We start from the raw sequence: 21,481 nt of genomic DNA on the forward strand, positions 1-21,481 counted from the left end.
GGTACCGCACGGGCCGCATCCGGCATACCCTCGCCCCCATGACGGACACCACGGACCCGCAGGCCCCCGCCACGCCGCTCGGTACGAACCCGACAGCCCCCGCCCCGGCCGGCGCCCGCACCGCCGCCGACGTGGTGACGCCCGAGGTGGTCGCCCAGCTCACCCGTGGCGTCGTCGGCTCCGGCCGGACCGCCAACCACACGCCGTTCACCGGGGAGCGGCTGGCCGAGCTGCCCGAGTCCACCCCCGAGGACGTCGCCGAGGCGTTCGCCCGCGCCCGCGGCGCGCAGCCCGTCTGGGCCGCCACCCCCGTACGCGAGCGGGCCGCCGTGCTCCTCCGCTTCCACGACCTGGTCCTGGAGCGGCAGGCCGAGGTCCTCGACCTCATCCAGCTCGAGACCGGCAAGGCCCGGCTGCACGCGCACGAGGAGGTCCAGGCCGTCGCCGTCGCCGCCCGCCACTACGGCCGCCGCGCGGCCGCGTACCTCAAGCCCCGGCGCCACACCGGCGTCGTGCCGGCCCTCACCAAGGTCACCGAACTGCGCCGGCCGCGCGGGGTCGTCGGCCAGATCGCCCCGTGGAACTACCCCCTCGAACTGTCCGTCGGTGACGCGCTGCCCGCCTTCGTCGCCGGCAACGCGGTGGTGATGAAGCCCGACACGGAGACCGCGCTCACCGCCCTGTGGGCCCGCGACCTGCTCGTCGAGGCGGGCCTGCCGGCCGAGGTCTTCCAGGTCGTCATCGGCGAGGGCCCGGTCGTCGGCCCCGAGGTGGTCAGGCACGCCGACTACGTGTCCTTCACCGGTTCCACCCGCACCGGCCGCGAGGTCGCCCAGGGGGCGGCCGCCCGCCTGGTCGGCGTCTCCCTCGAACTGGGCGGCAAGAACGCCATGCTGGTGCTGCACGACGCGGACGTGGAGAAGGCCGCCGCCGGCGCGGTGCGCGCCTGCTTCTCGTCGGCCGGCCAGCTCTGCATCTCCATCGAGCGGCTGTACGTCCACGAGTCGATCGCCGACGACTTCGTCGAGCGCTTCGCCGCCCGCACGAAGGCCATGCGGCTGGGCCGTTCGCTCGCGTACGGGGCCGACATGGGCTGCCTGGTGGGCGAGCGGCAGCTCGAGACCGTCACGCGGCACGTCGAGGAGGCCGTCGCCAAGGGCGCCACGCTCGTCGCGGGCGGGGTGGCCCGCCCCGACATAGGCCCGCTGTTCTACGAGCCGACCATCCTGGAGGGCGTCCAGGAGCCGATGGCCGTGTGCGCCGAGGAGACCTTCGGCCCGGTCGTGTCCGTCTACCGCTTCACCGACGAGGACGAGGCCGTCGAGCGCGCCAACGCCACGGCGTACGGGCTCAACGCCAGCGTCTGGACCAAGGACGGACGCCGCGGACACGCCGTCGCCGCCCGCCTGCGCACCGGGACGGTCAACATCAACGAGGGGTACGCGCCGGCGTACGGCAGCGTCCAGTCGCCGATGGGCGGGATGAAGGACTCGGGCCTCGGCCGCCGGCACGGCTCCGAGGGCATCCTCAAATACACCGAGGCCCAGACGGTGGCCCAGCAGCGGGTGATCCCGCTCGCGCCCGCCTTCGGCATGGACGACGAGCAGTACGCGGCGTTCATGAGCCGCAGCCTGCGGCTGATGAAGGCGTTCCGCCTGCGCTAGGGGGTGTCCTGTCGATCAGGCCGGATCAGCGATCGGCGGCCGGTGCCGTGCATCGCAAGGCGGAGGAGGGAGGCATGGCGGAGCCATGGCGACCGACGACAACGCAGCGAGGCGCGGTGCCGGGCGTCGTGAGCCTGGCGTGATCGGCCAGACACCCCCTACAGGGCGTCCGGCCCCGAGACGCCCTTTCCCCGAGACGCCCCCTTCCCCCCTTCCGGTACGAGGAGAGCCCATGTCCCAGGTCACCCCTGCCCAGAACCAGGACGCGCCCGGCGGTCACGACTACGACGTCATCGTGATCGGCTCGGGTTTCGGCGGGTCGGTGTCGGCCCTCCGGCTGACCGAGAAGGGCTACCGGGTCGGCGTGCTGGAGGCGGGCCGCCGGTTCACCCCGCAGACGCTCCCCAAGAGCTCCTGGGACGTGAAGAACTACCTGTGGGCCCCCGCCCTCGGCCTGTTCGGGCTCCAGCGCATCCATCTGCTCGGCAACGTCATGGTGCTGGCCGGCGCCGGGGTGGGCGGCGGCTCCCTCAACTACGCCAACACCCTCTACGTACCGCCGGAGCCGTTCTTCCGCGACAAGCAGTGGGCGTCCATCACCGACTGGCAGGAGGAGCTGGCCCCGTACTACGACCAGGCCAAGCGCATGCTGGGGGTACGGCTCAACCCGACGATGACCCCCTCCGACGTCCACCTCAAGGCGGCGGCCCAGGCGATGGGCGTCGGCGACACCTTCCACCTCGCGCCCGTCGGGGTCTTCTTCGGCGACGGCCGGGACGCCGACGGGAAGGCGAGGGCGAAGCCGGGCCAGCGGGTCGAGGACCCGTACTTCGGTGGCGCCGGCCCGGCCCGGCACGCCTGCACCGAGTGCGGCGAGTGCATGACCGGCTGCCGGCACGGCGCGAAGAACAACCTCACGCAGAACTACCTGCACCTCGCCGAGAAGGCCGGGGCCGTCATCCACCCGATGACCACCGTCACCGCCGTCACCGAGGCACCCTCCGGGGACGGCTACCTCGTCACCACCGTCCCTACGCACCGCCGCCGCAAGGCCGCCCGGAAGACCCTCCGCTGCCGGTACGTGGTCGTCGCCGCCGGCACCTACGGCACCCAGACGCTGCTGCACCGGATGAAGGACGAGGGGAAGCTCCCGCGCCTCTCCGCCCGCCTGGGCGAGCTGACCCGCACCAACTCCGAGGCCCTGGTCGGCTCCCAGACCACCGACCGCCGCTACCGCAAGCGGCACGGCCACGAGCGGGCGGACTTCACCCGGGGCGTCGCCATCACCTCGTCCGTCCACCCGGACGCCAACACCCACATCGAGCCGGTCCGCTACGGCAAGGGTTCCAACGCGATGGGGTCCCTCTCCATCCTCCAGGTCCCGTACTCCGAGCACCGCGTACGGGCCTGGCTCGGCAACGTGGCCCGCCACCCCCTGCTGGCCATGCGCTCGCTGTCCAACCGCCGCTGGTCGGAGCGGACCATCATCGGCCTGGTGATGCAGTCCCTGGACAACTCCCTGACCACCTACCGCAAGCGCGACGGCCTGGGCAAGGGCCTGCTCACCGCCCGCCAGGGCCATGGCGCCCCGAACCCCAAGCAGATCGCCGAGGGCACCCGCGCCGCGAGCCTGCTGGCGGAGGAGATCAACGGCTTCGCCGGCTCCAACGTCGGCGAACTGATGGGCACCCCGCTCACCGCCCACTTCCTGGGCGGCTGCGTGATCGGCGCCAGTGCGGAGGACGGCGTCATCGACCCGTACCACCGCCTCTACGGCCACCCGGGCATCTCGGTCGTCGACGGCGCGGCCGTCTCCGCCAACCTCGGCGTGAACCCGTCCCTGACGATCACCGCCCAGGCGGAGCGGGCCATGTCCTTCTGGCCCAACAAGGGTGAGGACGACCCCCGTCCGGCGCAGGACGCGGCCTACGAGCGCCTCGCCCCCGTCGCGCCCACGTCCCCCACCGTCCCGGCGGACGCCTTCGGCGCCCTGAGGCTCCCGTTCCTCGGCATGCCGGCGGTCCCGCCGAAGCCCTGACGGGCCCGACGGACGACAGAGAGGCGCTGCACCCCCCTCCGAGTGCAGCGCCTCTCCAGCTCCGTGGTGCGCGTGTTACGCGGCGGCGCCACCGTTGCGGCGGCGCAGGGCGAAGACGACACCGGCACCGGCGACGACCGTGATGCCACCGGCGATCCCGATGGTCGGCAGCATCGACGACGAACCGGTCTCGGCGAGCTCACCCTCGACCTTGATCGGGGTCGAGCCGCCCTGCGGCTTCAGGTCGGCCGGCTTCTCGTCGGACGGCTTGGCCTCGCCGCCGTCACCGCCGGTGCCACCGGCCGCGACGACCTGGAACTCGTAGGACGCGTAGTCCTCGTAGCACTCGTCGTCCTTGTCGTAGCCCGTGGCGGCGAAGCCGAGGGCGGCGCCGGCCGGGGCGGCCTTGTCGATCGAGATGCGCAGCTGGATCGTGCGGTTCTCGTCCTTCTTCAGGTTGACGACGTCGAAGAAGAAGCCGATGTTCTGGCCCGAGAGGTTCGCGCCGTTCTTCCACTGGCCGTCGGGCAGCTTGTACTCGATCTTGGCGTACTTCTCGACCAGGCGGTCGGTGTACGCCTCCTCGTCGACGTCCTTCGCGTACGAGGCCCAGGCGCCGACGACGACCTCGTCCAGGGCGGCCTTGCTGTTGTTCTTGACGTTGAGCTGGAAGTTCTTCCAGCCACTGCCCGCGACGATCTTGCCGGGGAGGTGGGAGAGGGAGACGTCGACGGCGGCCTGCTTGCAGACCTCCTCCTCGATGATCTCCTCTTCCTCGTCGACGACCTCGTCCTCGCCGGCCTCTTCCTCGTCCTTGCCGGTCTCGGTGCCGGTGCCGGGCTCGGTGCCGGGCTTCTCGGCGCCGTCGGTGCCGCCGGTGACCGTGTCGTCGGCGGGCTTCGTGCCGTCGTCCGTCTTCGGCTCGTCCTCGGTCTTGGCGCCGTCCTCGGTGGCGGCGGCGGCGTCGTCGGCCGGCGTGCCGTCGTCGGTCTTCGTGGCGTCCTCGGTGGTGGCGGCGCCGTCGCCGGCCGTGGTGCCGTCGTCCGTGGTGGTCGTGCCGCCGGTGGTGGTGCTCTCCGTCTCGCCCGAGGCGCCGGAGGTGGAGGTCGTGCCGGTGGTGCCGTCCGTCGCGTACGCGGCCGGAGCCGCCAGGAAGGCGGCAGGGGCTATGACGGCGGTCGCGGCGGCGACCGCCATGGCGCGGCGAAGCTTCATGAAGACCTCAGGGAAGTCCAGGCGTACCGCTCGATGCGGCACGGTGTCGTGGGGGCCGACCCGGTGTGGGGGTGTCACGGATGTGGCCGTTGTTTCGCATGCATGACCTGCGACGGGTGGGAATGGTTGCACACCACCTGATGGAATCTTTATGTGGGCTGCATCACAGGTTCCGCTTGTGTGCATCGCTTCCGGGGCCCACCCGTGAGCCGCCGCCGGGCACCGTCCGGTGCGCCGGGCACAGAACAAGGGCCCCCGCGGAAGCGTCTTCCGCGGGGGCCCTCGGCCGTCGGCACCGGCGTCAGGGCAGTGCCGGTGCCGGGGAGGCGGCGCCGGGGGGTGACGCCGCTCGGTGGCAGTGGTCGTGCGAGTGGGAACGAGGTGAGAGTGGGAGCGGGGGCGGTGACGGTGCGTCGTGCCGGACGGGGAGGGCCGGCGCAACCGGTCGGACCGGATGCGGTCGGCTCCGGGCGTCCCCGGAGCCGACCGCCTTTTCGGGTGACCGGGCTGCTGTCCCCTGCCGTCCGGTCACGCACGCTGGAGCGAGGTCCCACGACGTACCCAGGAGGTACGCCACACGCCCCAGCGGAGCCACGCGTGGTTTCTACGGCCCGCCCCTGGCTGACACGGACAACCCCTCCAACGAAACCCGGTGCGGCGCGGTCACGCGCCGTACGGGTGAGACGCCGGCCGAACTCAGATCCGGCCCCGGCACAGCTCCAGCATCGTCATCGCCAGCGACGTGCCCGGCCGGCCCAGCGCGTCCCGGTAGTGCGCCAGCACCTCCATCTCGCGCGCCAGGTTCACCCGGCGGCCCCCGGAGGAGATCCGCGCCTCCTGGATGACGGCCGAGACGGCCATCCGTTCCTGGATGAGGCCGATGATCCGGTCGTCGAGCGCGTCGATGCGCTCCCGCGCGCCCGTGATCACGCCCGCGGCCTCGTCGGTGCGGGCGCCGGTCTTCTCGATGGTGGTCCGTGTGGTGTGCGTGGTCTGCGTGGCGGTCATGGCGGGGCTCCTTTGCGGGGAGGGCCGCGGGCCGGCGACAGGGTCCGGGAGAACGACAGGCGCCCCGGACCTTGTCGGCCCGGGGCGCCTGGGGAAGTCGCTTGTCAGTGGCTCAAGCAGCACGACCATGGCAGCCGGACGGGCCCGGTGCCATAGGTAAAGACGAAGGTCGAGAGCTTGCGCATGCCGCCAGTATGGACCATCGACCGAGCCGGAGGGCCCCGGGTTCGGATGGTGAGACGAAGGCTCCCCCGGCCGCGCCGGTAGAATCGACATACAGACTCCTCCCCGCCGGAAGGCCGCCGTAGTGTCATCAGCGAATCCCGCTGCCGCGCCCGACGCCGTACTGGTCGTCGACTTCGGCGCGCAGTACGCCCAGCTCATCGCCCGCCGCGTCCGTGAGGCCCGGGTCTACAGCGAGATCGTCCCGTCCACCATGCCGGTGGCCGAGATGCTGGCCAAGAACCCCAAGGCGATCATCCTCTCCGGCGGCCCGTCCTCCGTCTACGAGGAGGGCGCCCCCCAGCTCGACCGCGCGATCTTCGAGGCCGGTGTCCCGGTCTTCGGCATGTGCTACGGCTTCCAGCTCATGGCGACGACCCTCGGCGGCACGGTCGACAACACCGGCGCGCGCGAGTACGGCCGTACGCCGCTGCACGTCTCCAGGGCCTCCTCCACCCTCTTCGAGGGCACCCCGGTCGAGCAGCCGGTGTGGATGTCGCACGGCGACGCCTGCTCCGCCGCTCCCGAGGGGTTCACGGTCACCGCGTCCACGGACGTCGTGCCGGTCGCGGCCTTCGAGAACGACGAGAAGAAGCTGTACGGCGTGCAGTACCACCCCGAGGTGATGCACTCCACGCACGGCCAGCAGATCCTGGAGCACTTCCTCTACCGCGGCGCCGGCCTGCGTCCCGACTGGACCACCGGCAACGTCATCGAGGAGCAGATCGAGGCGATCCGCGCCCAGGTCGGCGAGAAGCGCGCCATCTGCGGCCTGTCCGGCGGCGTGGACTCGGCCGTCGCGGCCGCCCTCGTGCAGAAGGCCATCGGCTCCCAGCTCACCTGCGTGTACGTCGACCACGGTCTGATGCGCAAGGGCGAGACCGAGCAGGTCGAGAAGGACTTCGTGGCCGCCACCGGCGTCCAGCTCAAGGTCGTCGACGCGCAGGAGCGCTTCCTGAAGGCGCTCGCCGGGGTCTCCGACCCCGAGGAGAAGCGGAAGATCATCGGGCGCGAGTTCATCCGGGTCTTCGAGCAGGCCCAGGCCGAGATCGTCGCCGAGGCGCCGGACGACCACCCGGTCGAGTTCCTCGTCCAGGGCACGCTCTACCCGGACGTGGTCGAGTCGGGCGGCGGCACCGGCACCGCCAACATCAAGTCGCACCACAACGTGGGCGGGCTCCCCGAGGACCTCGAGTTCCAGCTCATCGAGCCGCTGCGCAAGCTGTTCAAGGACGAGGTCCGGATGGTCGGCGCGGAGCTCGGCCTGCCGGAGGAGATCGTCCAGCGCCAGCCCTTCCCGGGCCCCGGCCTCGGTATCCGGATCGTCGGCGAGGTCACCAAGGAGCGCCTGGACCTGCTGCGCGAGGCCGACGCCATCGCCCGCGAGGAGCTCACGGCCGCCGGCCTCGACCGTGACATCTGGCAGTGCCCCGTCGTGCTGCTCGCCGACGTCCGGTCGGTGGGCGTGCAGGGCGACGGCCGTACGTACGGTCACCCGATCGTGCTGCGGCCGGTGTCGTCCGAGGACGCCATGACCGCGGACTGGACGCGGATGCCGTACGACGTGCTGGCGAAGATCTCGACGCGGATCACCAACGAGGTGAAGGACGTCAACCGGGTCGTGCTCGACGTGACGTCGAAGCCCCCGGGCACCATCGAGTGGGAGTGATCCCCCGGCGGGAATGATCCCGCCCCGCGCCCGACCGGAGCCGCCGCCTACGTCCCGTGGGCGGCGGCTCCCAGCGTGAAGTCGTCGTAGTGGAAGCCCGGCGCGACCACGCAGGTGACCAGGACCGGCTCGTCGCCCGCCGGTTCGGCCGCCTGCCAGGTGCCGGCCGGGACCAGGAGCTGCGGCTGTTCGCCGGTCTCGACGGACGGCCCCAGGACCAGCTCCCACGGCTCGGACGGGGCGTCGCCCTCGCCGCCCAGCGAGAGGCGCAGCGGGCCGCCGCGGTGCCAGAGCCACAGCTCGTCGGAGCGCACCCGGTGCCAGCGCGACCGCTCGCCGGGGTGCAGCAGGAAGTAGATGCCGGTCGCGTACGTGCGGGGGCCGGTGTAGCCGTCGGGCGTGGTCCTGCCGGTGGTCTTCCAGGTCTCCCGGAACCAGCCGCCCTCGATGTGGGGCTCCAGTTCCAGCAGGTCCACCAGGGGCGAGGGCGCGGTGCGGTCGTCGTCCGTCATGCGGTGCATTGTGCTCCGGCGGACCGGTCCGGTGTGATCTCCCCGGCCGGTTGTCGTGACCGGCGCCGCCTTCCCCCGCCATGAGCGGACGCGCCATGAGCGGAGCCGACCGCGTCCGTCCTCCGTCTGAACCGGCCCTCCGCCCGCCGCGTATCCATGGACGGGAATGCCGAGGAGAATCGGTTCCGGGGACAGCCGTGTGGAGAGGCAGGCCGGCGTGACGCACACCTACCGGACGACAGCGACCTACCGGAACGCGGGCGGGCCACCCGGCTGGCGGGCGACCGCCGCCGAGTACGCGCTGCTGCCGCTGCGCGTCTTCCTCGGCGTCACCTTCGTCTACGCCGGGCTGGACAAACTCACCGACGACCGGTTCATGGCGGCCTCCGGCAGCGGGTCCATCGGGGAGATGATGCGGTCCGTCCGGGACTCCTCGGCCGTGCCGTGGCTCGTCGACCTGGCGCTGAAGAGCCCGGAGGGCTTCGGGTACGGCATCGCCCTCGGCGAGCTGGCCGTGGGGATCGGCACGCTGGTCGGGCTGCTCGCGCGGCTCGCCGCGCTGGGCGGGGCGCTGATCTCGCTGAGCCTGTGGCTGACCGTGAGCTGGCAGTCCACCCCGTACTACTACGGCAACGACCTCGCCTACTTGATGGCGTGGCTGCCGCTGGTGCTGGCCGGTGCCCCGCTGCTGTCGCTCGACGCCGCCCTGGCCGCACGGCGGCGCCGGGCCCGGTAGCCGACCCAGCCGGCCACGCCCGCCAGCACCAGCCCCCCGGCCAGCAACGGCAGCGCCGCGAACCAGGGCGTGTCCCAGGCGCCGGCCACGTCGCCCCCGTAGAGCGCCGCGATGCCGAGGGCCGTGAGGCCCAGGACCAGCCGGCCCGGGCGGAAGCCGTGGCGCCGGGCGTCCCGCTGCTCATGGTGCGGCACGGGTGACCTCCAGTTGTCCGAGCGCGACCTCCAGGGCGAGGTCGAGCGTGCCCCCGGGGGCCGTCCCCCGGGGCGGGGCGATCGTGCGGGTCACGTCGCGGGCCGGGGCGATGTCCACGTCGCCGGCCGGTTCGGCGGGCAGGCGCAGGTCCCCGAGCCCCACCTCCGCGCGCACCCGCACCGTCACGTCCCGCGGGACGATCACATGGAGGCGGCCGGCGCCGACCTCGGCGGTGGTGCGGGCCGTCCGCCGCACCGGGACGTCCAGCCGGGACAGGTCCAGGGTGGCCACACCGCTGCCCAGTTCGTAGCGCGGCCGGAGGTCCGCCGTGGTCGCCGGCCTCCAGTCCGTACGCGTCCACTCCGTGCCGATCTGCCCGGGCACCAGTGACGCGCCCGCCAGGAGCACGGCCGTGACCACCGTCATGAAGACCGTGCCCACCCCCGTCCGCCCCGCGAACGACCCCGCCACCAGCCCGAGCGCGAACACCACCAGCGCGCACACCAGCCCGGTCACCAGGCAGGTACCGAGCGGCCGCGACCCCCAGGGCACCGCCGTCCCCACCCCGCCCGCCACCAGGGCCAGCAGGAAGACGGGCCCGCCGAGGGAACGCGGACCCCGGGCCGCGGGCGCCTCCCCCGTCCCGGCGCTCCTCGCGGGGCGCCGCCGGATCGCGTCCTCCACCCCCACGCCGTCCGCCGGCCCCCACAGGTACCCGAGCGGGACCGGCCCCGACGTACCGTCCTTGACGATCGGCTCCCGCCACCACGACGGGTACTCCGGCGGCGGGGGCGCCTTCGTCTCCGGGGGCGCCTCGGCCACCGTGTGCGCCGTCACCGGGTCGGCCACCGTCTCGTGGCCGTCGGCCAGCCGGCGCCGCTGCGACCAGACCGCCGCCCCGCAGACCGCGACGATCAGCAGCAGGGAGAAGGAGATCGTGCTGCCGTTGCCCAGCATCGACAGGAACAGGCCGCAGCCGACGAGCGCCATCAGCAGCGCGATCAGCGTCGCCCCGTCGACCCGCCCGGACAGCAGCCGCCGCGCCTCGTTCTCCTCGTCACCGTCGGCCGCGATGAGCAGCCAGGCGAAGCCGTAGAACACCAGCCCGAGGCCGCCGGTCACGGCGAGCACCCCGATCGCGACCCGGAAGACCACCGGGTCCAGGTCGAAGTGCCGCCCCAGCCCGCCGCACACGCCGGCCACGACCTTCCGCCCCGTCGTGCGCCGCAGCGGCGGGTGGGGAGGGGCTTCATCGGCCTCGGCGGGAGCGGGGGTCGTACGCGTCATACGTCCATGGTGACGGCCCGTGAGCCGCACCGGCACCTCCCGCGACCCTGGCCCGTCCCTGATATCGCCCCCCGGGCCACGGCCGGTTCTCAGGGTCGGATGAGGGACGGCCCTGATGTCCCGCGCCGGCCGGCGTGTGACGATCGGGGCATGCCCGTCGCCGCCCGCCCGCCCGAGACGACCGCCGAACCGCCCGTGCGCAAGCTCTACCGCAGCGCCGACGGACGGATGCTCGGCGGTGTCGCGCGCGGCCTGGCGGGCCACCTCGGGCTGCCCGTCATCTGGGTGCGGCTGGTCTTCCTCGCCCTGTTCATCGCCGACGGCCTCGGCGTCCTGCTGTACGCCGTCTTCTGGATCGTCGTCCCGCTGGGCGTCGGCGGCAGGTCCGCCGAACCCCGCCCGCTGTTCGCCGCCGGCCCCGACGGGCGGCGCCGGCTGCGCAAGCCCGACAAGGGTCAGGTCGTGGCGCTCGTCGCGCTCACCGTCGGCGCGATCGGCTTCGTCACCAGCGTCGACCTCGGCAGCGACGCCGGGCGGTACGTGTGGCCGATCCTCCTCGTCGGTGTCGGCGTCGTCCTGGTGTGGCGGCAGGCCGACAACGCGCGGCGGGCGAGCTGGACCCAGCCGGGCGGCCGCAAGCGGATCTTCCAGCTCGTGCGGAGCCTCGCCGGTGTCGCGCTGGTCGGCATGGGCCTGACCGTCTTCATGGTGGTGCGCGGCTCGGCCGCCCAGCTCGGGACGGCGCTCACCGCCGCGATAGCCGTCCTCGCCGGGATGACCCTGCTCGCCGGCCCCTGGCTGGTGCGGATGTCGCAGGACCTGTCCGAGGAGCGCACCATGCGCATCCGCGCCCAGGAGCGGGCCGAGGTCGCCGCCCATGTGCACGACTCCGTCCTGCACACCCTCACCCTGATCCAGCGCAACGCCGGCGACCCCGGCGAGGTGCGCCGGCTCGCCCGCGCACAGGAACGCGAGCTGCGCAACTGGCTCTACCGGCCGGAGGGCACCGGCAAGGACGAGGAGCAGGAGCCGGACACCCTGGCGGAGGCGGTCAGGAGGACCGCCGCCGAGGTCGAGGACAAGCACGGGGTGCCCCTGGAAGTGGTGATCGTCGGCGACTGCCCGCTCGACGAGCGGCTGGCCGCCCAGATGCAGGCCGCGCGCGAGGCCATGGTCAACGCCGCCAAGTACGGTGGCGAGGGAGGGGCGGTGCAGGTGTACGCGGAGGTCGAGGGCCGTACGGTCTTCGTGTCCGTACGGGACCGGGGGCCCGGCTTCGACCTCGGTTCCGTACCCGCCGACCGGATGGGCGTACGAGAATCGATCATCGGCCGGATGCAGCGCAACGGCGGGACCGCGCGGCTCCGCGCGGTGCCGGGCGGTGGCACCGAAGTGGAGCTGGAGATGGAGAGGGCGGACGGATGACCGACGAGACGACGACGGCCGGCGAGCAGCGCCGGGTACGGGTCGTGCTGGTGGACGACCACCGGATGTTCCGCACCGGGGTGCAGGCCGAGATCGGCCGCACCGAGACGACCGGGGTCGAGGTGGTCGGCGAGGCCGCCGACGTCGACCAGGCGGTCGCCGTGATCACCGCCACCCGCCCCGAGGTGGTCCTCCTCGACGTCCATCTGCCGGGCGGCGGCGGCGTCGAGGTGCTGCGCCGCTGCACGGGCCTGATGTCCGCCCGCGAGAACCCGGTCCGGTTCCTGGCCCTGTCCGTCTCGGACGCCGCCGAGGACGTCATCGGCGTCATCCGGGGTGGCGCCCGCGGGTACGTCACCAAGACCATCACGGGCGCCGACCTGGTCGACTCGGTCTTCCGGGTGCAGGACGGCGACGCCGTGTTCTCGCCCCGGCTGGCCGGCTTCGTCCTGGACGCGTTCGCCTCCACGGACGCCCCGCCGGTCGACGAGGACCTGGACCGGCTCACCCAGCGGGAGCGGGAGGTGCTGCGGCTGATCGCCCGGGGGTACGCGTACAAGGAGATCGCCAAGCAGCTCTTCATCTCGGTGAAGACGGTCGAGTCGCACGTCTCGGCGGTGCTCAGGAAGCTCCAGCTCTCCAACCGCCACGAACTGACCCGCTGGGCGACGGCCCGCCGGCTGGTGTGACCCCCGGGGCGGCCGGGCCGGAGTATTTGTGAGGTAAACGGTACATAGGAGCGGCAACCAGTCCGGCGACGGTGCCCTCCTACTCCCCGTGATGAGCCTGACAGGTACTCCCTTCCTCGTGACCGCGGTCGTGCTGTCCGTGATCGCCGTCCTGCTGCCCCTGGCGCTGTGGAGCCGTGTGCGCGGCCCCGTCCTCGTCCGGGCCGCGACGCGGTTGGGCATGGTGGCCTTCGCGCAGCTCACGGCGATCGTCGTGGTCTTCGTCGCGGTGAACAACGTCAACGGGCTGTACGACAGCTGGGACGACCTGCTGGGCACCAGCGACCACGTCGACTCCGCCATCGACCTCGGCCCGGACGGCATGGGCGGCAAGCGCGTCGCCGACCTGCCCAGGGTCACCCAGACCTTCACCCCGGTCGACGACCCCGCCATGGGCCCCGGCGTCCGCCGGACGGTCCTCCAGGGCGGCATCTCCGGGGTCAAGGCCGAGGTGTACGTCTGGCTCCCGCCGCAGTACGACGACCCGGCCTACAAGGACAAGAAGTTCCCGGTGGTGGAACTGCTCTCGGGCTTCCCCGGTTCGCCGAAGTCCTGGTTCGTCGGCATGCGCGCCAACCAGCAGCTCGAACCCCTGATGCGCGACGGGACGGTCGAGCCCTTCATCCTGGTGGCGCCCCGCAGCCACCTCCTCGGCCACACCGACACCGGCTGCGCCAACGTGCCGGGCAAGGTCAACGCCGACACCTGGCTCAGCGTGGACGTGCGCAAGATGGTCACAGACAACTTCCGCGTCTCCGGCGCGGCAAACGACTGGGCCCTCGTCGGCTTCTCGGCGGGCGCCCACTGCGCCATGAAGCTCGCCATCGCCCACCCCGACCGCTACCGGTTCGGCGTCAGCATGTCCGGCTACAACGACCCGGCCGCCGAGCCGTCCTCGCTCACCGGCAAGGACCCCGCGCTGCGCCACGCCCACAACCCGCTGAACATGCTCCGGGCCGCCCCGGTGCCGCCCCGGATCACCCTGCTCGTCACCGGTGACGGCGGCGACGGCTACCAGCAGGGCGTCGCCCTCCAGGAGGCGGCCAAGGCGCCGACGCGCGTCGACGTCCAGCAGGTGTACGGCGGTCACCGGGTAAGCACCTGGGTGCGGGAGGTGCCGTCGGTGTTCCGGTGGCTGACGCGGCAGTTCCGCGCGGAGGCGGCGGGTGCGTCCGGCGACGCGGGTTCCGGTGCGGGCGCGGACGCGGGTGCGCCCGGGGACGCGGGTCCCGGTACGGGCGCGGGCGGCGAGGTTCCGGAGACGGGTCCGGGTGCGGGCGTTCCGGAGACGGGTCCGGGTGCGGGCGCCGGCGTCCCGGGGGCGGGCACGGGCGCCGGGGCCGGAACGGGGACCGGCCGCGGGACGCTCCCGGCCGGCGCCCGCCCGTAGCCGGCGCGCTCGGGCCGGGCCGTACGGTCCGGGCGGCACCCGGGCCGGGTGCGCGCGGGTCAGGCCACGCGGGTCGCGCCCGCCCAGGGCATCTCGTCGATCGGCGCGATCCGTACCGGGGCGCCGGGCCGGGGGGCGTGGATCATCCTGCCGTCGCCGATGTACAGCCCCACGTGGCTCACGCCCGAGTAGAAGAACACCAGGTCGCCCGGGGCCAGCTCGGAGCGGGACACCCGCCGGCCGGCGTCGATCTGGCTGTACGTCGTCCGGGGCAGCGACACCCCGGCCGAGCGCCAGGCGGCCTGGGTGAGCCCCGAGCAGTCGAAGGCCGACGGGCCGGTGGCCCCCCACACGTACGGCTTGCCCAGGGACCCGTACGCGAACGCGACCGCCCGGGCCGCGCGCGGGTTCGCGGCCCGGACCGAACCGGGCGCGGGAGCCGGGCCGTCCGGCGCCGCACCGGAGCGGCCGTCGTACGCGGCGCGCTGCGCCGCCGTGAGACGGGCCAGCAGCCTCTCGGCGGCGGCGATCCGCTCCCGGACGGTCGCCTTGTGGCGGGCCAGCTCGGTCTGCCGGGCCGTCAGGTCGCGGAACCGGCCGGCCGCCTCCGCGCGCAGCCGGGCGAGCTCGGCCACCTGGCCCCGGGCGGCGGTGACGGCCGTGGCCTGACGGTCGCCGACCCGGTCCGCGAGCGCCGCGCCGCGGAGGTAGGCGTCGGGGTCGCTGGAGAGCGCGAGCCGGGCGGCCGGGCCGAGGCCTCCCTCGCGGTACTGGGAGGCGGCGATGGAGCCGAGCGCGTTGCGGGCGGCGTTGAGGCGGGCGGTCCGGCGGGCCGCCTCGTCGCGCAGCGCGTCCAGCGCGGCTCTCGCCCGTACCGTCTCCTCCTTGGCGCCGTTGTACTTCTCGGTGGCCTCCTCGGCCTCCCGGTAGAGCCGGTCGGCCTCGGCCCGCACCTGGGCGGGCGTCCGCGGGGGTTCGGCGTGTCCGGAACCCTCGAAGGCGGTGGCGGTGGCCGCCCCGGCGAGTGCCAGGGTGACGGCGGCGCGGCCGCTCAGCGGGTGCTGCCTGGGTTTCCGGTGCGCTGCCACGGGGGCGGTCACTTCCCTTCGGCCGGGTGGGGCCCGGGGGAGGGGTGGGGGCCCGGGGGAGGACGCTAAACCTGGGGGTCACGGGCGGGCGGCGGCATGACCGCAACTGGCCGCAGGTGTGGGTTTCCGGATCGGTTCCGACAGGCCCCGTACGCACGGAATCGCGCATTCCGTACCCGCCGTGACCGAGGCGACGAAGGCGGCGACCCCGACCGGCCTCCGGTGATATGGCCCCGGCTAGGCTCCGCCCCATGGACGTACTCATCAATGTCTTCGTCGCGCTGCACGTCATCGGTATCGCCGCCCTTCTGGGCGGCTTCCTGACCCAGATGAAGGCGATGGGCGCGGGCACGGCGCGCTTCGGCCCGGCGATGCTGCACGGCGCGCTGACCATGCTGGTCACGGGAGTGGTCCTGGTCGGCCTCAACCAGGCCGACGACCAGACCGTGAACAACGTCAAGATCGGCGTGAAGCTGGCGATCCTGGTCGTCGTCCTCGGGCTGGTCTACGTGAAGCGGGACGAGGAGCGGGTCGACAAGGCGCTCTTCGGCGCGGTCGGGGGCCTGACGGCGGCCAACGTCTTCATCGCCACGCTCTGGACCTGACCGGCCTCACCCGGCGTCAGGCCGGGCGCACACCGCTGTGGACGGGCAGGCAGTGGATGGTCTCCTCGCGGACGTTCGCCCCGGGCCGCGGGGCGTGGATCATCATCCCGTCGCCCTTGTAGACGCCGACGTGGCTGAGGTCGTCGTGGAAGAACACCAGGTCGCCGGGGCGCAGGTCCTCCGTGGCGACCCGCGTGCCGGCCCAGGCCTGGCCCGGAGCGGTACGGGGCAGGTCGACGCCCGCCGCCCGCCACGCCGCCCGCGCGAGCCCGGCGCAGTCGTACGAGCTCGGGCCGGTCGCCCCCCACACGTACGGCTTGCCGATCTGGGCCTCCGCGAAGGCCAGCACCTCGCGGGCCTTGGCCGTGTACCCGAGGTCGTGCGCCACGTGCCGCCCGGGCGCCGGGTACGCCGTCTCCGCGCACGCCGTCTCCCGCGCGGGCACCGTCTCCGCGACGTGCGTCGCTTCGGTGGGGTACGCCGGGGCGTCGGCCGCCGCCCGCCGCAGCAGCTCCCGGGCGTCGCCGAGCTTGCGCTGCACGGCCTGCTTGGCGGCCCGGAGGGAGGCCTGCGAGGGGCCGGCCGTCCCGGCCTTCGGCGTCGGGTCCGCCCACGCCCCCTCCACGGCCCCGGTCCCGGCCTCCCGAGCCGGTGACTGCGCCACGGGCGCGGGTGACTGCGCCACGGGCGCGACGGGCGCCACGGGCACCGCGTGCCCCTGGGCGGGGATCCGGTCCAGCAGCCGCGTCCGGTCCACGGGCTCGGCGGAGACCTCCGTCAGGACCGGTGCCGCGGCCGGCGCGGGACCGCCCGCCCGGCCGGCGGGGGCGTCGCGCGGCCCGTCCGGCGCTTCCGTGCGCCGGGCGCCGCGGTCGGGCGTCCCGACCGCCTCGCGCCGCTGCCGCTCCGCGGTCTCCGCCGGGCTGCCGTACCGCTGCGTCGTCCCCGTGCCCGCCTGACGGTAGAGGTCGTCGACCTTTCTCCGGACCTCCTCGACGGAGGGCCTGTGGTCCTGGTCGCCCGCCGTGACCGGCGCGGCGGTCGCGCTCTGTGACGACAGGAGCGTGACCGAGGCCAGGGCGGCGGCCGTCGTGACCCCGACGGCGGGGGAGTGGGCATGCAGGGTCTGCAAGGTGCGCGTGCGCGGCTTGCGATGCGACGCCAAGGCCGGCATCTCCTTCCATGGGCCGCCTACCGGGTGCGGACTGCAGGTTCGGGCGGAACGGAAGGTGCCCTGGGGGGTCCCGGTTCCGAACTGCCGCGAGGGCAGCACGAATTCGGCGTGGACGGTCCGTCCGGCGTGGTTCGCCGAAGGGAGAACGGACCGCTTGGGCGAGCACGCTAGCCAACGTGTGGCGGTGCTGTGAAGGATGATGTTCGATATGCCCGATACGTATTCGTGACCTTGGCGTGATGTCGTCGACTCGGTACGGACGGTGACGAACCGGACCTGTTTTCGGTTCGTCCACGACTGTCGGTGGGGCCGCCTAGACTCGATAGGCGATGAGCAGCCTCTTTGACGACAGCTTCCTGGCGGACCTCCGGAACCACTCCGAGGAGCCCCCGCCGCCGCCCGAGGACTCCGAGGGCCCCGGGGACGCCCCGGCCGCGGAGGAGGTCCCGCACGACCTCTTCGGGGACCGGTTCGACGTGCCCCCGCCCCGGGACACGTACTACCGCGACGGCGCCCACCGCCCGGTCGTCGACGCCGCCGCGCTGCTCGAGGGGCTGAACGAGCAGCAGCGCGCCGCCGTCGTGCACACCGGCTCCCCGCTGCTCATCGTCGCCGGGGCCGGCTCGGGCAAGACCCGGGTGCTGACCCACCGCATCGCGCACCTCCTGGCCACGCGGCACGTGCACCCCGGCCAGATACTGGCGATCACCTTCACCAACAAGGCCGCCGGTGAGATGAAGGAGCGCGTCGAGCAGCTCGTCGGCCCGCGCGCCAACGCCATGTGGGTCATGACCTTCCACAGCGCGTGCGTCCGCATCCTGCGCCGCGAGTCGAAGAGGCTCGGCTTCACCTCGTCCTTCTCGATCTACGACGCCGCCGACTCCAAGCGGCTGATGGCGCTGGTCTGCCGGGACCTGGACCTCGACCCCAAGAAGTTCCCGCCCAAGTCGTTCAGCGCCAAGATCTCCAACCTGAAGAACGAGCTGATCGACGAGGAGACCTTCGCCGACCAGGCCGCCGACGGTTTCGAGAAGACCCTCGCCGAGGCGTACCGGATGTACCAGGCGCGGCTGCGCGAGGCCAACGCCCTGGACTTCGACGACATCATCATGACGACGGTCCACCTGCTCCAGGCCTTCCCGGACGTCGCCGAGCACTACCGCCGCCGCTTCCGGCACGTCCTGGTCGACGAGTACCAGGACACCAACCACGCGCAGTACACCCTCGTCCGCGAACTGGTGGGCACCGGGTACGAGGACCTGGCCCCGGCCGAGCTGTGCGTCGTCGGCGACGCCGACCAGTCGATCTACGCCTTCCGCGGCGCGACCATCCGCAACATCCTCCAGTTCGAGGAGGACTACCCGGACGCGACCACCATCCTGCTGGAGCAGAACTACCGCTCCACGCAGACCATCCTGTCCGCCGCCAACGCGGTGATCGAGCGCAACGAGAGCCGCCGCCCCAAGAACCTGTGGACCAACGCCGGCGAGGGTGCCCGCATCACCGGGTACGTCGCGGACACCGAGCACGACGAGGCGCAGTTCGTCGCCGACGAGATCGACCGGCTCACGGACGCGGGCGACGCCAAGGCCGGCGACGTCGCCGTCTTCTACCGGACGAACGCCCAGTCCCGTGTCTTCGAGGAGATCTTCATCCGCGTCGGCCTGCCGTACAAGGTCGTCGGCGGCGTCCGCTTCTACGAGCGCAAGGAGGTCCGCGACGTCCTCGCGTACCTGCGCGTCCTCGCCAACCCCGAGGACAACGTCCCGCTGCGCCGCATCCTCAACGTCCCCAAGCGCGGCATCGGCGAGCGCGCCGAGGCGATGATCGACGCCCTGGCGCTGCGGGAGAGGATCACCTTCCCGCAGGCGCTGCGCCGCGTCGACGAGGCGTACGGCATGGCGGCCCGTTCGGCCAACGCCGTGAAGCGGTTCAACACCCTGATGGAGGAGCTCCGCACGATCGTCGACTCGGGCGCCGGCCCGGCGGTGGTCCTGGAGGCCGTGCTGGAGCGGACCGGATACCTCGCCGAGCTCCAGGCGTCGACCGACCCGCAGGACGAGACCCGGATCGAGAACCTCCAGGAGCTGGCGGCCGTCGCCCTGGAGTTCGAGCAGGACCGCGGGGAGGGCGAGGGCACCGGAACGCTGGCCGAGTTCCTGGAGCAGGTCGCGCTCGTCGCCGACTCCGACCAGATCCCCGACGAGGACGAGGAGGGCTCCGGCGTCATCACGCTGATGACCCTGCACACCGCCAAGGGCCTGGAGTTCCCGGTGGTGTTCCTCACCGGCATGGAGGACGGCGTCTTCCCGCACATGCGGGCGCTCGGGCAGACCAAGGAGCTGGAGGAGGAGCGCCGCCTGGCGTACGTGGGCATCACCCGCGCCCGTGAGCGGCTCTACCTGACCCGGTCCACGATGCGCAGCGCGTGGGGTCAGCCCTCGTACAACCCGCCCTCCCGGTTCCTGGAGGAGATCCCGGGGCAGCACCTGGAGTGGAAGCGTACGGGCGCGACGGCCAAGCCCGCCGGGCCGACGTCCGGGATCGCGTCGTCGCTGTCCTCGTCGCTCTCGGCGCGCTCGCGCGGCGGCGGCCCCTCGGGTTTCGCCACCCGGCGGACGACGGACAAGCCGGTGATCTCGCTGGCGGTCGGGGACCGGGTGACGCACGACCAGTTCGGGCTCGGGACGGTGCTGGCGGTGACCGGAGCGGGCGGTGACGCGCAGGCGACGATCGACTTCGGCGACGAGAAGCCCAAGCGGCTGCTGCTGCGGTACGCGCCGGTCGAGAAGCTGTAGGGCGGTCCCGGGGGCTCCGGCCCCCGGGGTCACGAGGGCCGCGAGGCCGGGTCGAGGCCGCGAGGCCGGCCCGGGGCTACGGGGCGGGGCTACGAGGTCGGGTCGAGGCCGTGGCCGCGCAGCCACGGCAGCGGGTCGATCGCGGCGCCGCCACCGGGCCGTACCTCGAAGTGCAGGTGCGGTCCGGTCGAGTTGCCGGAGTTCCCGGAGTACGCGATGACCTCGCCGGCCTTCACCTCGCCGGACCGGATCTTGGTGCTGCTGAGGTGGCAGTACCAGGTCTCGGTGCCGTCCTTGGCGGTGACGATCGCCATGTTGCCGTAGGCGCTGTTCCACTGGGTGCGCACGGTGCCGTCGGTCGCGGCCATCACCGGCGTCCCGTACTGGACGGGGAAGTCGATACCGGTGTGCAGGGACATCCAGTTGACGCCCGCCTGCCCGTAGCGCGCGCTGAGCTGGTGCAGCGCGACGGGGAGGGCGAACTTGGGGCGCATCGCCTCGCGGCGGGCCGCCTCCTCCTCGCGCTTCTTGCGCTCCGCCTCCTGGCGGGCCTTCAGGTCGATGCGCTCCTGGGTGCGGCTGGCGCGGTCACCGAAGTCGCGGGCGTCGGCGCTGAGCGCGGCAAGCTGGGTGTCGAGCTGGCTGTTGGCGACGACCGGCTGGACCGAGGCCGGGTCGGCGGCGGTCACCGCCTTCTCGTCGCTCTTGGTCTCGCCCGTCGCGCTGCCGGTGAGGCCGCTGACGGAGGCGGCGGCGATACCGGCGACGCCCATCACACAGGCGGACGGCACGGCGACGGTGAGGAGCGCGGAACGCTTGGCGGGGGTGCGGCGACGACCCCGGCTGCCGCCACCGCCATTGCCGCCGCCGCTGCCCGCGCGGCGGCTGGGCCGGGGGGCGACGGGCATCATCGCGGTCTGGGTGGGGCTGTCGTGCACGGCGGCGGGATCGGCCGGGACGCCATGTCCGGCGTCGTCGAGCCCGGTCTCCGGCTCGTAGGCCGCCTCCGGCTCGTACGGAGCTTCGTTCTCGTACGACGCCTCGTTCTCGTACGGGGCTTCGTGCGCCGGTTCGGCGGGGGCCGCGGATTCCGTCAGGGACTCGGAAAGCGGTTCCGGCGTGGGCAGTTGGTCGGCGGCCGCGTAGTCGTACTGCTCGGGGACCGTGAACGTCTCGGTCGGCGCGGCGGCGTAATTCCAGGCGGTGGCGTCGTAGGCGCCGGTCTCCTGGGGGGCGGCGGCCGCGGTGGCGCCGGGGGCGGCGTTCCACTGGCCGGTGGCGTCGTACCCGCTGGTGTCGTTCCAGGCGCCGGCGTCCCACTGCCCGGTGTGCTCGGAGTACTCGACGTACCCGGTGGTGTCCGTGGTGGCCCACTGCTGGGTGGCGGTGGCGGCGGCCCAGTGGGAGGAGCCGTACTGCCCGCTGTGGTCGGCCGTGTACCCCGCCTGGTAGGTGCCACTGCTCTGGTAGGTGTTCTCGTACGCGCCGGGAAGGGCGCCGAAGAGGGGGTCCGTGGCGAAGCTGCCGGTTTCGACGCTGCCGGCCTCGAAGCTGCCCGTGGAATACGTGGCGTCTCCGACGTACCCGGCGTGGGGGTGCTGGTCGTTCACCAACTTCTCTCTCGCCTCGGCAGCAGGACCAGGTCTGGGGCAGCCCCGGAAAACGGGGGACCCAGAGGGAAAGCAGTGGGCGCGACTGTACCCGGCGGTACGCGCAACCGACAATCT

Annotated in this window: 17 protein-coding genes; 9 read left to right on the forward strand and 8 right to left on the reverse strand. The window is 73.1% G+C overall.

Annotation, left to right across the window (positions count from 1 at the left end; translation table 11 throughout):
* Positions 1-38: 38 nt before the first annotated feature.
* Together ACZ7LK_RS07075 and ACZ7LK_RS07080 are read left to right on the forward strand one after the other, a co-directional pair.
* The gene (locus ACZ7LK_RS07075) at positions 39-1,664 is read left to right on the forward strand and encodes a succinic semialdehyde dehydrogenase (protein WP_471138814.1); all 1,626 of its coding nucleotides are present in this window, start codon (positions 39-41) and stop codon (positions 1,662-1,664) included.
* A 232-nt stretch (positions 1,665-1,896) separates the two neighbouring features.
* Positions 1,897-3,702: a GMC oxidoreductase gene (locus ACZ7LK_RS07080; protein ID WP_392272475.1), complete on the forward strand. Its 1,806-nt coding sequence runs from the start codon at positions 1,897-1,899 to the stop codon at positions 3,700-3,702.
* Between the two features lie 75 nt (positions 3,703-3,777).
* On the opposite strand, the gene ACZ7LK_RS07085 is transcribed toward ACZ7LK_RS07080, so the two are convergent.
* Both ACZ7LK_RS07085 and ACZ7LK_RS07090 read right to left on the reverse strand, forming a co-directional pair.
* Complete coding sequence (locus tag ACZ7LK_RS07085; RefSeq protein WP_471138817.1) at positions 3,778-4,917, reverse strand: LPXTG cell wall anchor domain-containing protein; 1,140 nt, start codon at positions 4,915-4,917, stop codon at positions 3,778-3,780.
* A 696-nt stretch (positions 4,918-5,613) separates the two neighbouring features.
* Entirely contained in the window at positions 5,614-5,925 is a 312-nt protein-coding gene (locus ACZ7LK_RS07090; RefSeq protein WP_392272473.1) for a chorismate mutase, read from the reverse strand.
* Between the two features lie 307 nt (positions 5,926-6,232).
* On the opposite strand from ACZ7LK_RS07090, the gene guaA reads away from it, so the two are divergent.
* On the forward strand, positions 6,233-7,816 hold the full coding sequence (gene guaA / locus ACZ7LK_RS07095; protein ID WP_392272472.1) for a glutamine-hydrolyzing GMP synthase: 1,584 nt from the start codon (positions 6,233-6,235) through the stop codon (positions 7,814-7,816).
* A 47-nt stretch (positions 7,817-7,863) separates the two neighbouring features.
* Here the strand turns inward: guaA and ACZ7LK_RS07100 are convergent, their stop codons facing one another.
* On the reverse strand, positions 7,864-8,328 hold the full coding sequence (locus ACZ7LK_RS07100) for a cupin domain-containing protein (protein WP_392272471.1): 465 nt from the start codon (positions 8,326-8,328) through the stop codon (positions 7,864-7,866).
* 217 nt (positions 8,329-8,545) lie between these two features.
* On the opposite strand from ACZ7LK_RS07100, the gene ACZ7LK_RS07105 reads away from it, so the two are divergent.
* Entirely contained in the window at positions 8,546-9,064 is a 519-nt protein-coding gene (locus ACZ7LK_RS07105) for a DoxX family protein (RefSeq protein ID WP_392272689.1), read from the forward strand.
* Here ACZ7LK_RS07105 and ACZ7LK_RS07110 read toward each other — a convergent pair.
* Both ACZ7LK_RS07110 and ACZ7LK_RS07115 read right to left on the reverse strand, forming a co-directional pair.
* Positions 8,971-9,258, reverse strand: a complete 288-nt coding sequence (locus ACZ7LK_RS07110) for a hypothetical protein (RefSeq protein WP_392272470.1) — start codon at positions 9,256-9,258, stop codon at positions 8,971-8,973. The genes ACZ7LK_RS07105 and ACZ7LK_RS07110 overlap by 94 nt on opposite strands.
* A complete protein-coding gene (locus tag ACZ7LK_RS07115) occupies positions 9,245-10,546 on the reverse strand; it encodes a PspC domain-containing protein (RefSeq protein WP_471138822.1) in 1,302 nt (433 codons plus the stop codon). Before ACZ7LK_RS07115 ends, ACZ7LK_RS07110 begins: the two co-directional genes overlap by 14 nt.
* Positions 10,547-10,696: 150 nt before the next feature.
* Between ACZ7LK_RS07115 and ACZ7LK_RS07120 the strand changes: the two genes are divergently transcribed.
* From ACZ7LK_RS07120 to ACZ7LK_RS07130, 3 genes are all read left to right on the forward strand, one after another.
* Positions 10,697-11,971 (forward strand): PspC domain-containing protein, encoded by a 1,275-nt coding sequence (locus tag ACZ7LK_RS07120; RefSeq protein ID WP_469463662.1) that lies wholly within the window; start codon positions 10,697-10,699, stop codon positions 11,969-11,971.
* Positions 11,968-12,660 (forward strand): LuxR C-terminal-related transcriptional regulator, encoded by a 693-nt coding sequence (locus ACZ7LK_RS07125; protein ID WP_469463663.1) that lies wholly within the window; start codon positions 11,968-11,970, stop codon positions 12,658-12,660. Before ACZ7LK_RS07120 ends, ACZ7LK_RS07125 begins: the two co-directional genes overlap by 4 nt.
* A gap of 91 nt (positions 12,661-12,751) precedes the next feature.
* The gene (locus tag ACZ7LK_RS07130; RefSeq protein WP_392272466.1) at positions 12,752-14,089 is read left to right on the forward strand and encodes an alpha/beta hydrolase; all 1,338 of its coding nucleotides are present in this window, start codon (positions 12,752-12,754) and stop codon (positions 14,087-14,089) included.
* A gap of 59 nt (positions 14,090-14,148) precedes the next feature.
* On the opposite strand, the gene ACZ7LK_RS07135 is transcribed toward ACZ7LK_RS07130, so the two are convergent.
* Positions 14,149-15,177, reverse strand: a complete 1,029-nt coding sequence (locus ACZ7LK_RS07135) for a C40 family peptidase (protein WP_471138826.1) — start codon at positions 15,175-15,177, stop codon at positions 14,149-14,151.
* 251 nt (positions 15,178-15,428) lie between these two features.
* Here ACZ7LK_RS07135 and ACZ7LK_RS07140 point away from each other — a divergent pair, with 251 nt between their 5' ends.
* The gene (locus ACZ7LK_RS07140) at positions 15,429-15,782 is read left to right on the forward strand and encodes a hypothetical protein (protein ID WP_392272464.1); all 354 of its coding nucleotides are present in this window, start codon (positions 15,429-15,431) and stop codon (positions 15,780-15,782) included.
* A gap of 16 nt (positions 15,783-15,798) precedes the next feature.
* Here ACZ7LK_RS07140 and ACZ7LK_RS07145 read toward each other — a convergent pair whose 3' ends face one another.
* Positions 15,799-16,956 carry a C40 family peptidase gene (locus ACZ7LK_RS07145; RefSeq protein ID WP_471138830.1) on the reverse strand — a complete coding sequence of 386 codons (1,158 nt, stop codon included), beginning with the start codon at positions 16,954-16,956 and terminating at the stop codon, positions 15,799-15,801.
* Positions 16,957-17,285: 329 nt separating this feature from the next.
* Between ACZ7LK_RS07145 and pcrA the strand changes: the two genes are divergently transcribed.
* Complete coding sequence (gene pcrA / locus ACZ7LK_RS07150; RefSeq protein WP_469463664.1) at positions 17,286-19,754, forward strand: DNA helicase PcrA; 2,469 nt, start codon at positions 17,286-17,288, stop codon at positions 19,752-19,754.
* Between the two features lie 89 nt (positions 19,755-19,843).
* Here the strand turns inward: pcrA and ACZ7LK_RS07155 are convergent, their stop codons facing one another.
* Entirely contained in the window at positions 19,844-21,364 is a 1,521-nt protein-coding gene (locus ACZ7LK_RS07155) for a M23 family metallopeptidase (RefSeq protein WP_471138833.1), read from the reverse strand.
* Positions 21,365-21,481: the final 117 nt, after the last annotated feature.

The sequence above is a fragment of the Streptomyces sp. NPDC039423 genome, from assembly GCF_055598725.1.

Excerpts from the sequence above, each read along its gene's own strand:
- ACZ7LK_RS07075 (WP_471138814.1), top strand. The coding sequence starts at position 39 with ATGACGGACACCACGGACCCGCAGGCCCCCGCCACGCCGCTCGGTACG.
- ACZ7LK_RS07080 (WP_392272475.1), top strand. The coding sequence starts at position 1,897 with ATGTCCCAGGTCACCCCTGCCCAGAACCAGGACGCGCCCGGCGGTCAC.
- ACZ7LK_RS07085 (WP_471138817.1), bottom strand. The coding sequence starts at position 4,917 with ATGAAGCTTCGCCGCGCCATGGCGGTCGCCGCCGCGACCGCCGTCATA.
- ACZ7LK_RS07090 (WP_392272473.1), bottom strand. The coding sequence starts at position 5,925 with ATGACCGCCACGCAGACCACGCACACCACACGGACCACCATCGAGAAG.
- ACZ7LK_RS07100 (WP_392272471.1), bottom strand. The coding sequence starts at position 8,328 with ATGACGGACGACGACCGCACCGCGCCCTCGCCCCTGGTGGACCTGCTG.
- ACZ7LK_RS07115 (WP_471138822.1), bottom strand. The coding sequence starts at position 10,546 with ATGACGCGTACGACCCCCGCTCCCGCCGAGGCCGATGAAGCCCCTCCC.
- ACZ7LK_RS07120 (WP_469463662.1), top strand. The coding sequence starts at position 10,697 with ATGCCCGTCGCCGCCCGCCCGCCCGAGACGACCGCCGAACCGCCCGTG.
- ACZ7LK_RS07125 (WP_469463663.1), top strand. The coding sequence starts at position 11,968 with ATGACCGACGAGACGACGACGGCCGGCGAGCAGCGCCGGGTACGGGTC.
- ACZ7LK_RS07130 (WP_392272466.1), top strand. The coding sequence starts at position 12,752 with ATGAGCCTGACAGGTACTCCCTTCCTCGTGACCGCGGTCGTGCTGTCC.
- ACZ7LK_RS07140 (WP_392272464.1), top strand. The coding sequence starts at position 15,429 with ATGGACGTACTCATCAATGTCTTCGTCGCGCTGCACGTCATCGGTATC.
- ACZ7LK_RS07145 (WP_471138830.1), bottom strand. The coding sequence starts at position 16,956 with ATGCCGGCCTTGGCGTCGCATCGCAAGCCGCGCACGCGCACCTTGCAG.
- pcrA (WP_469463664.1), top strand. The coding sequence starts at position 17,286 with ATGAGCAGCCTCTTTGACGACAGCTTCCTGGCGGACCTCCGGAACCAC.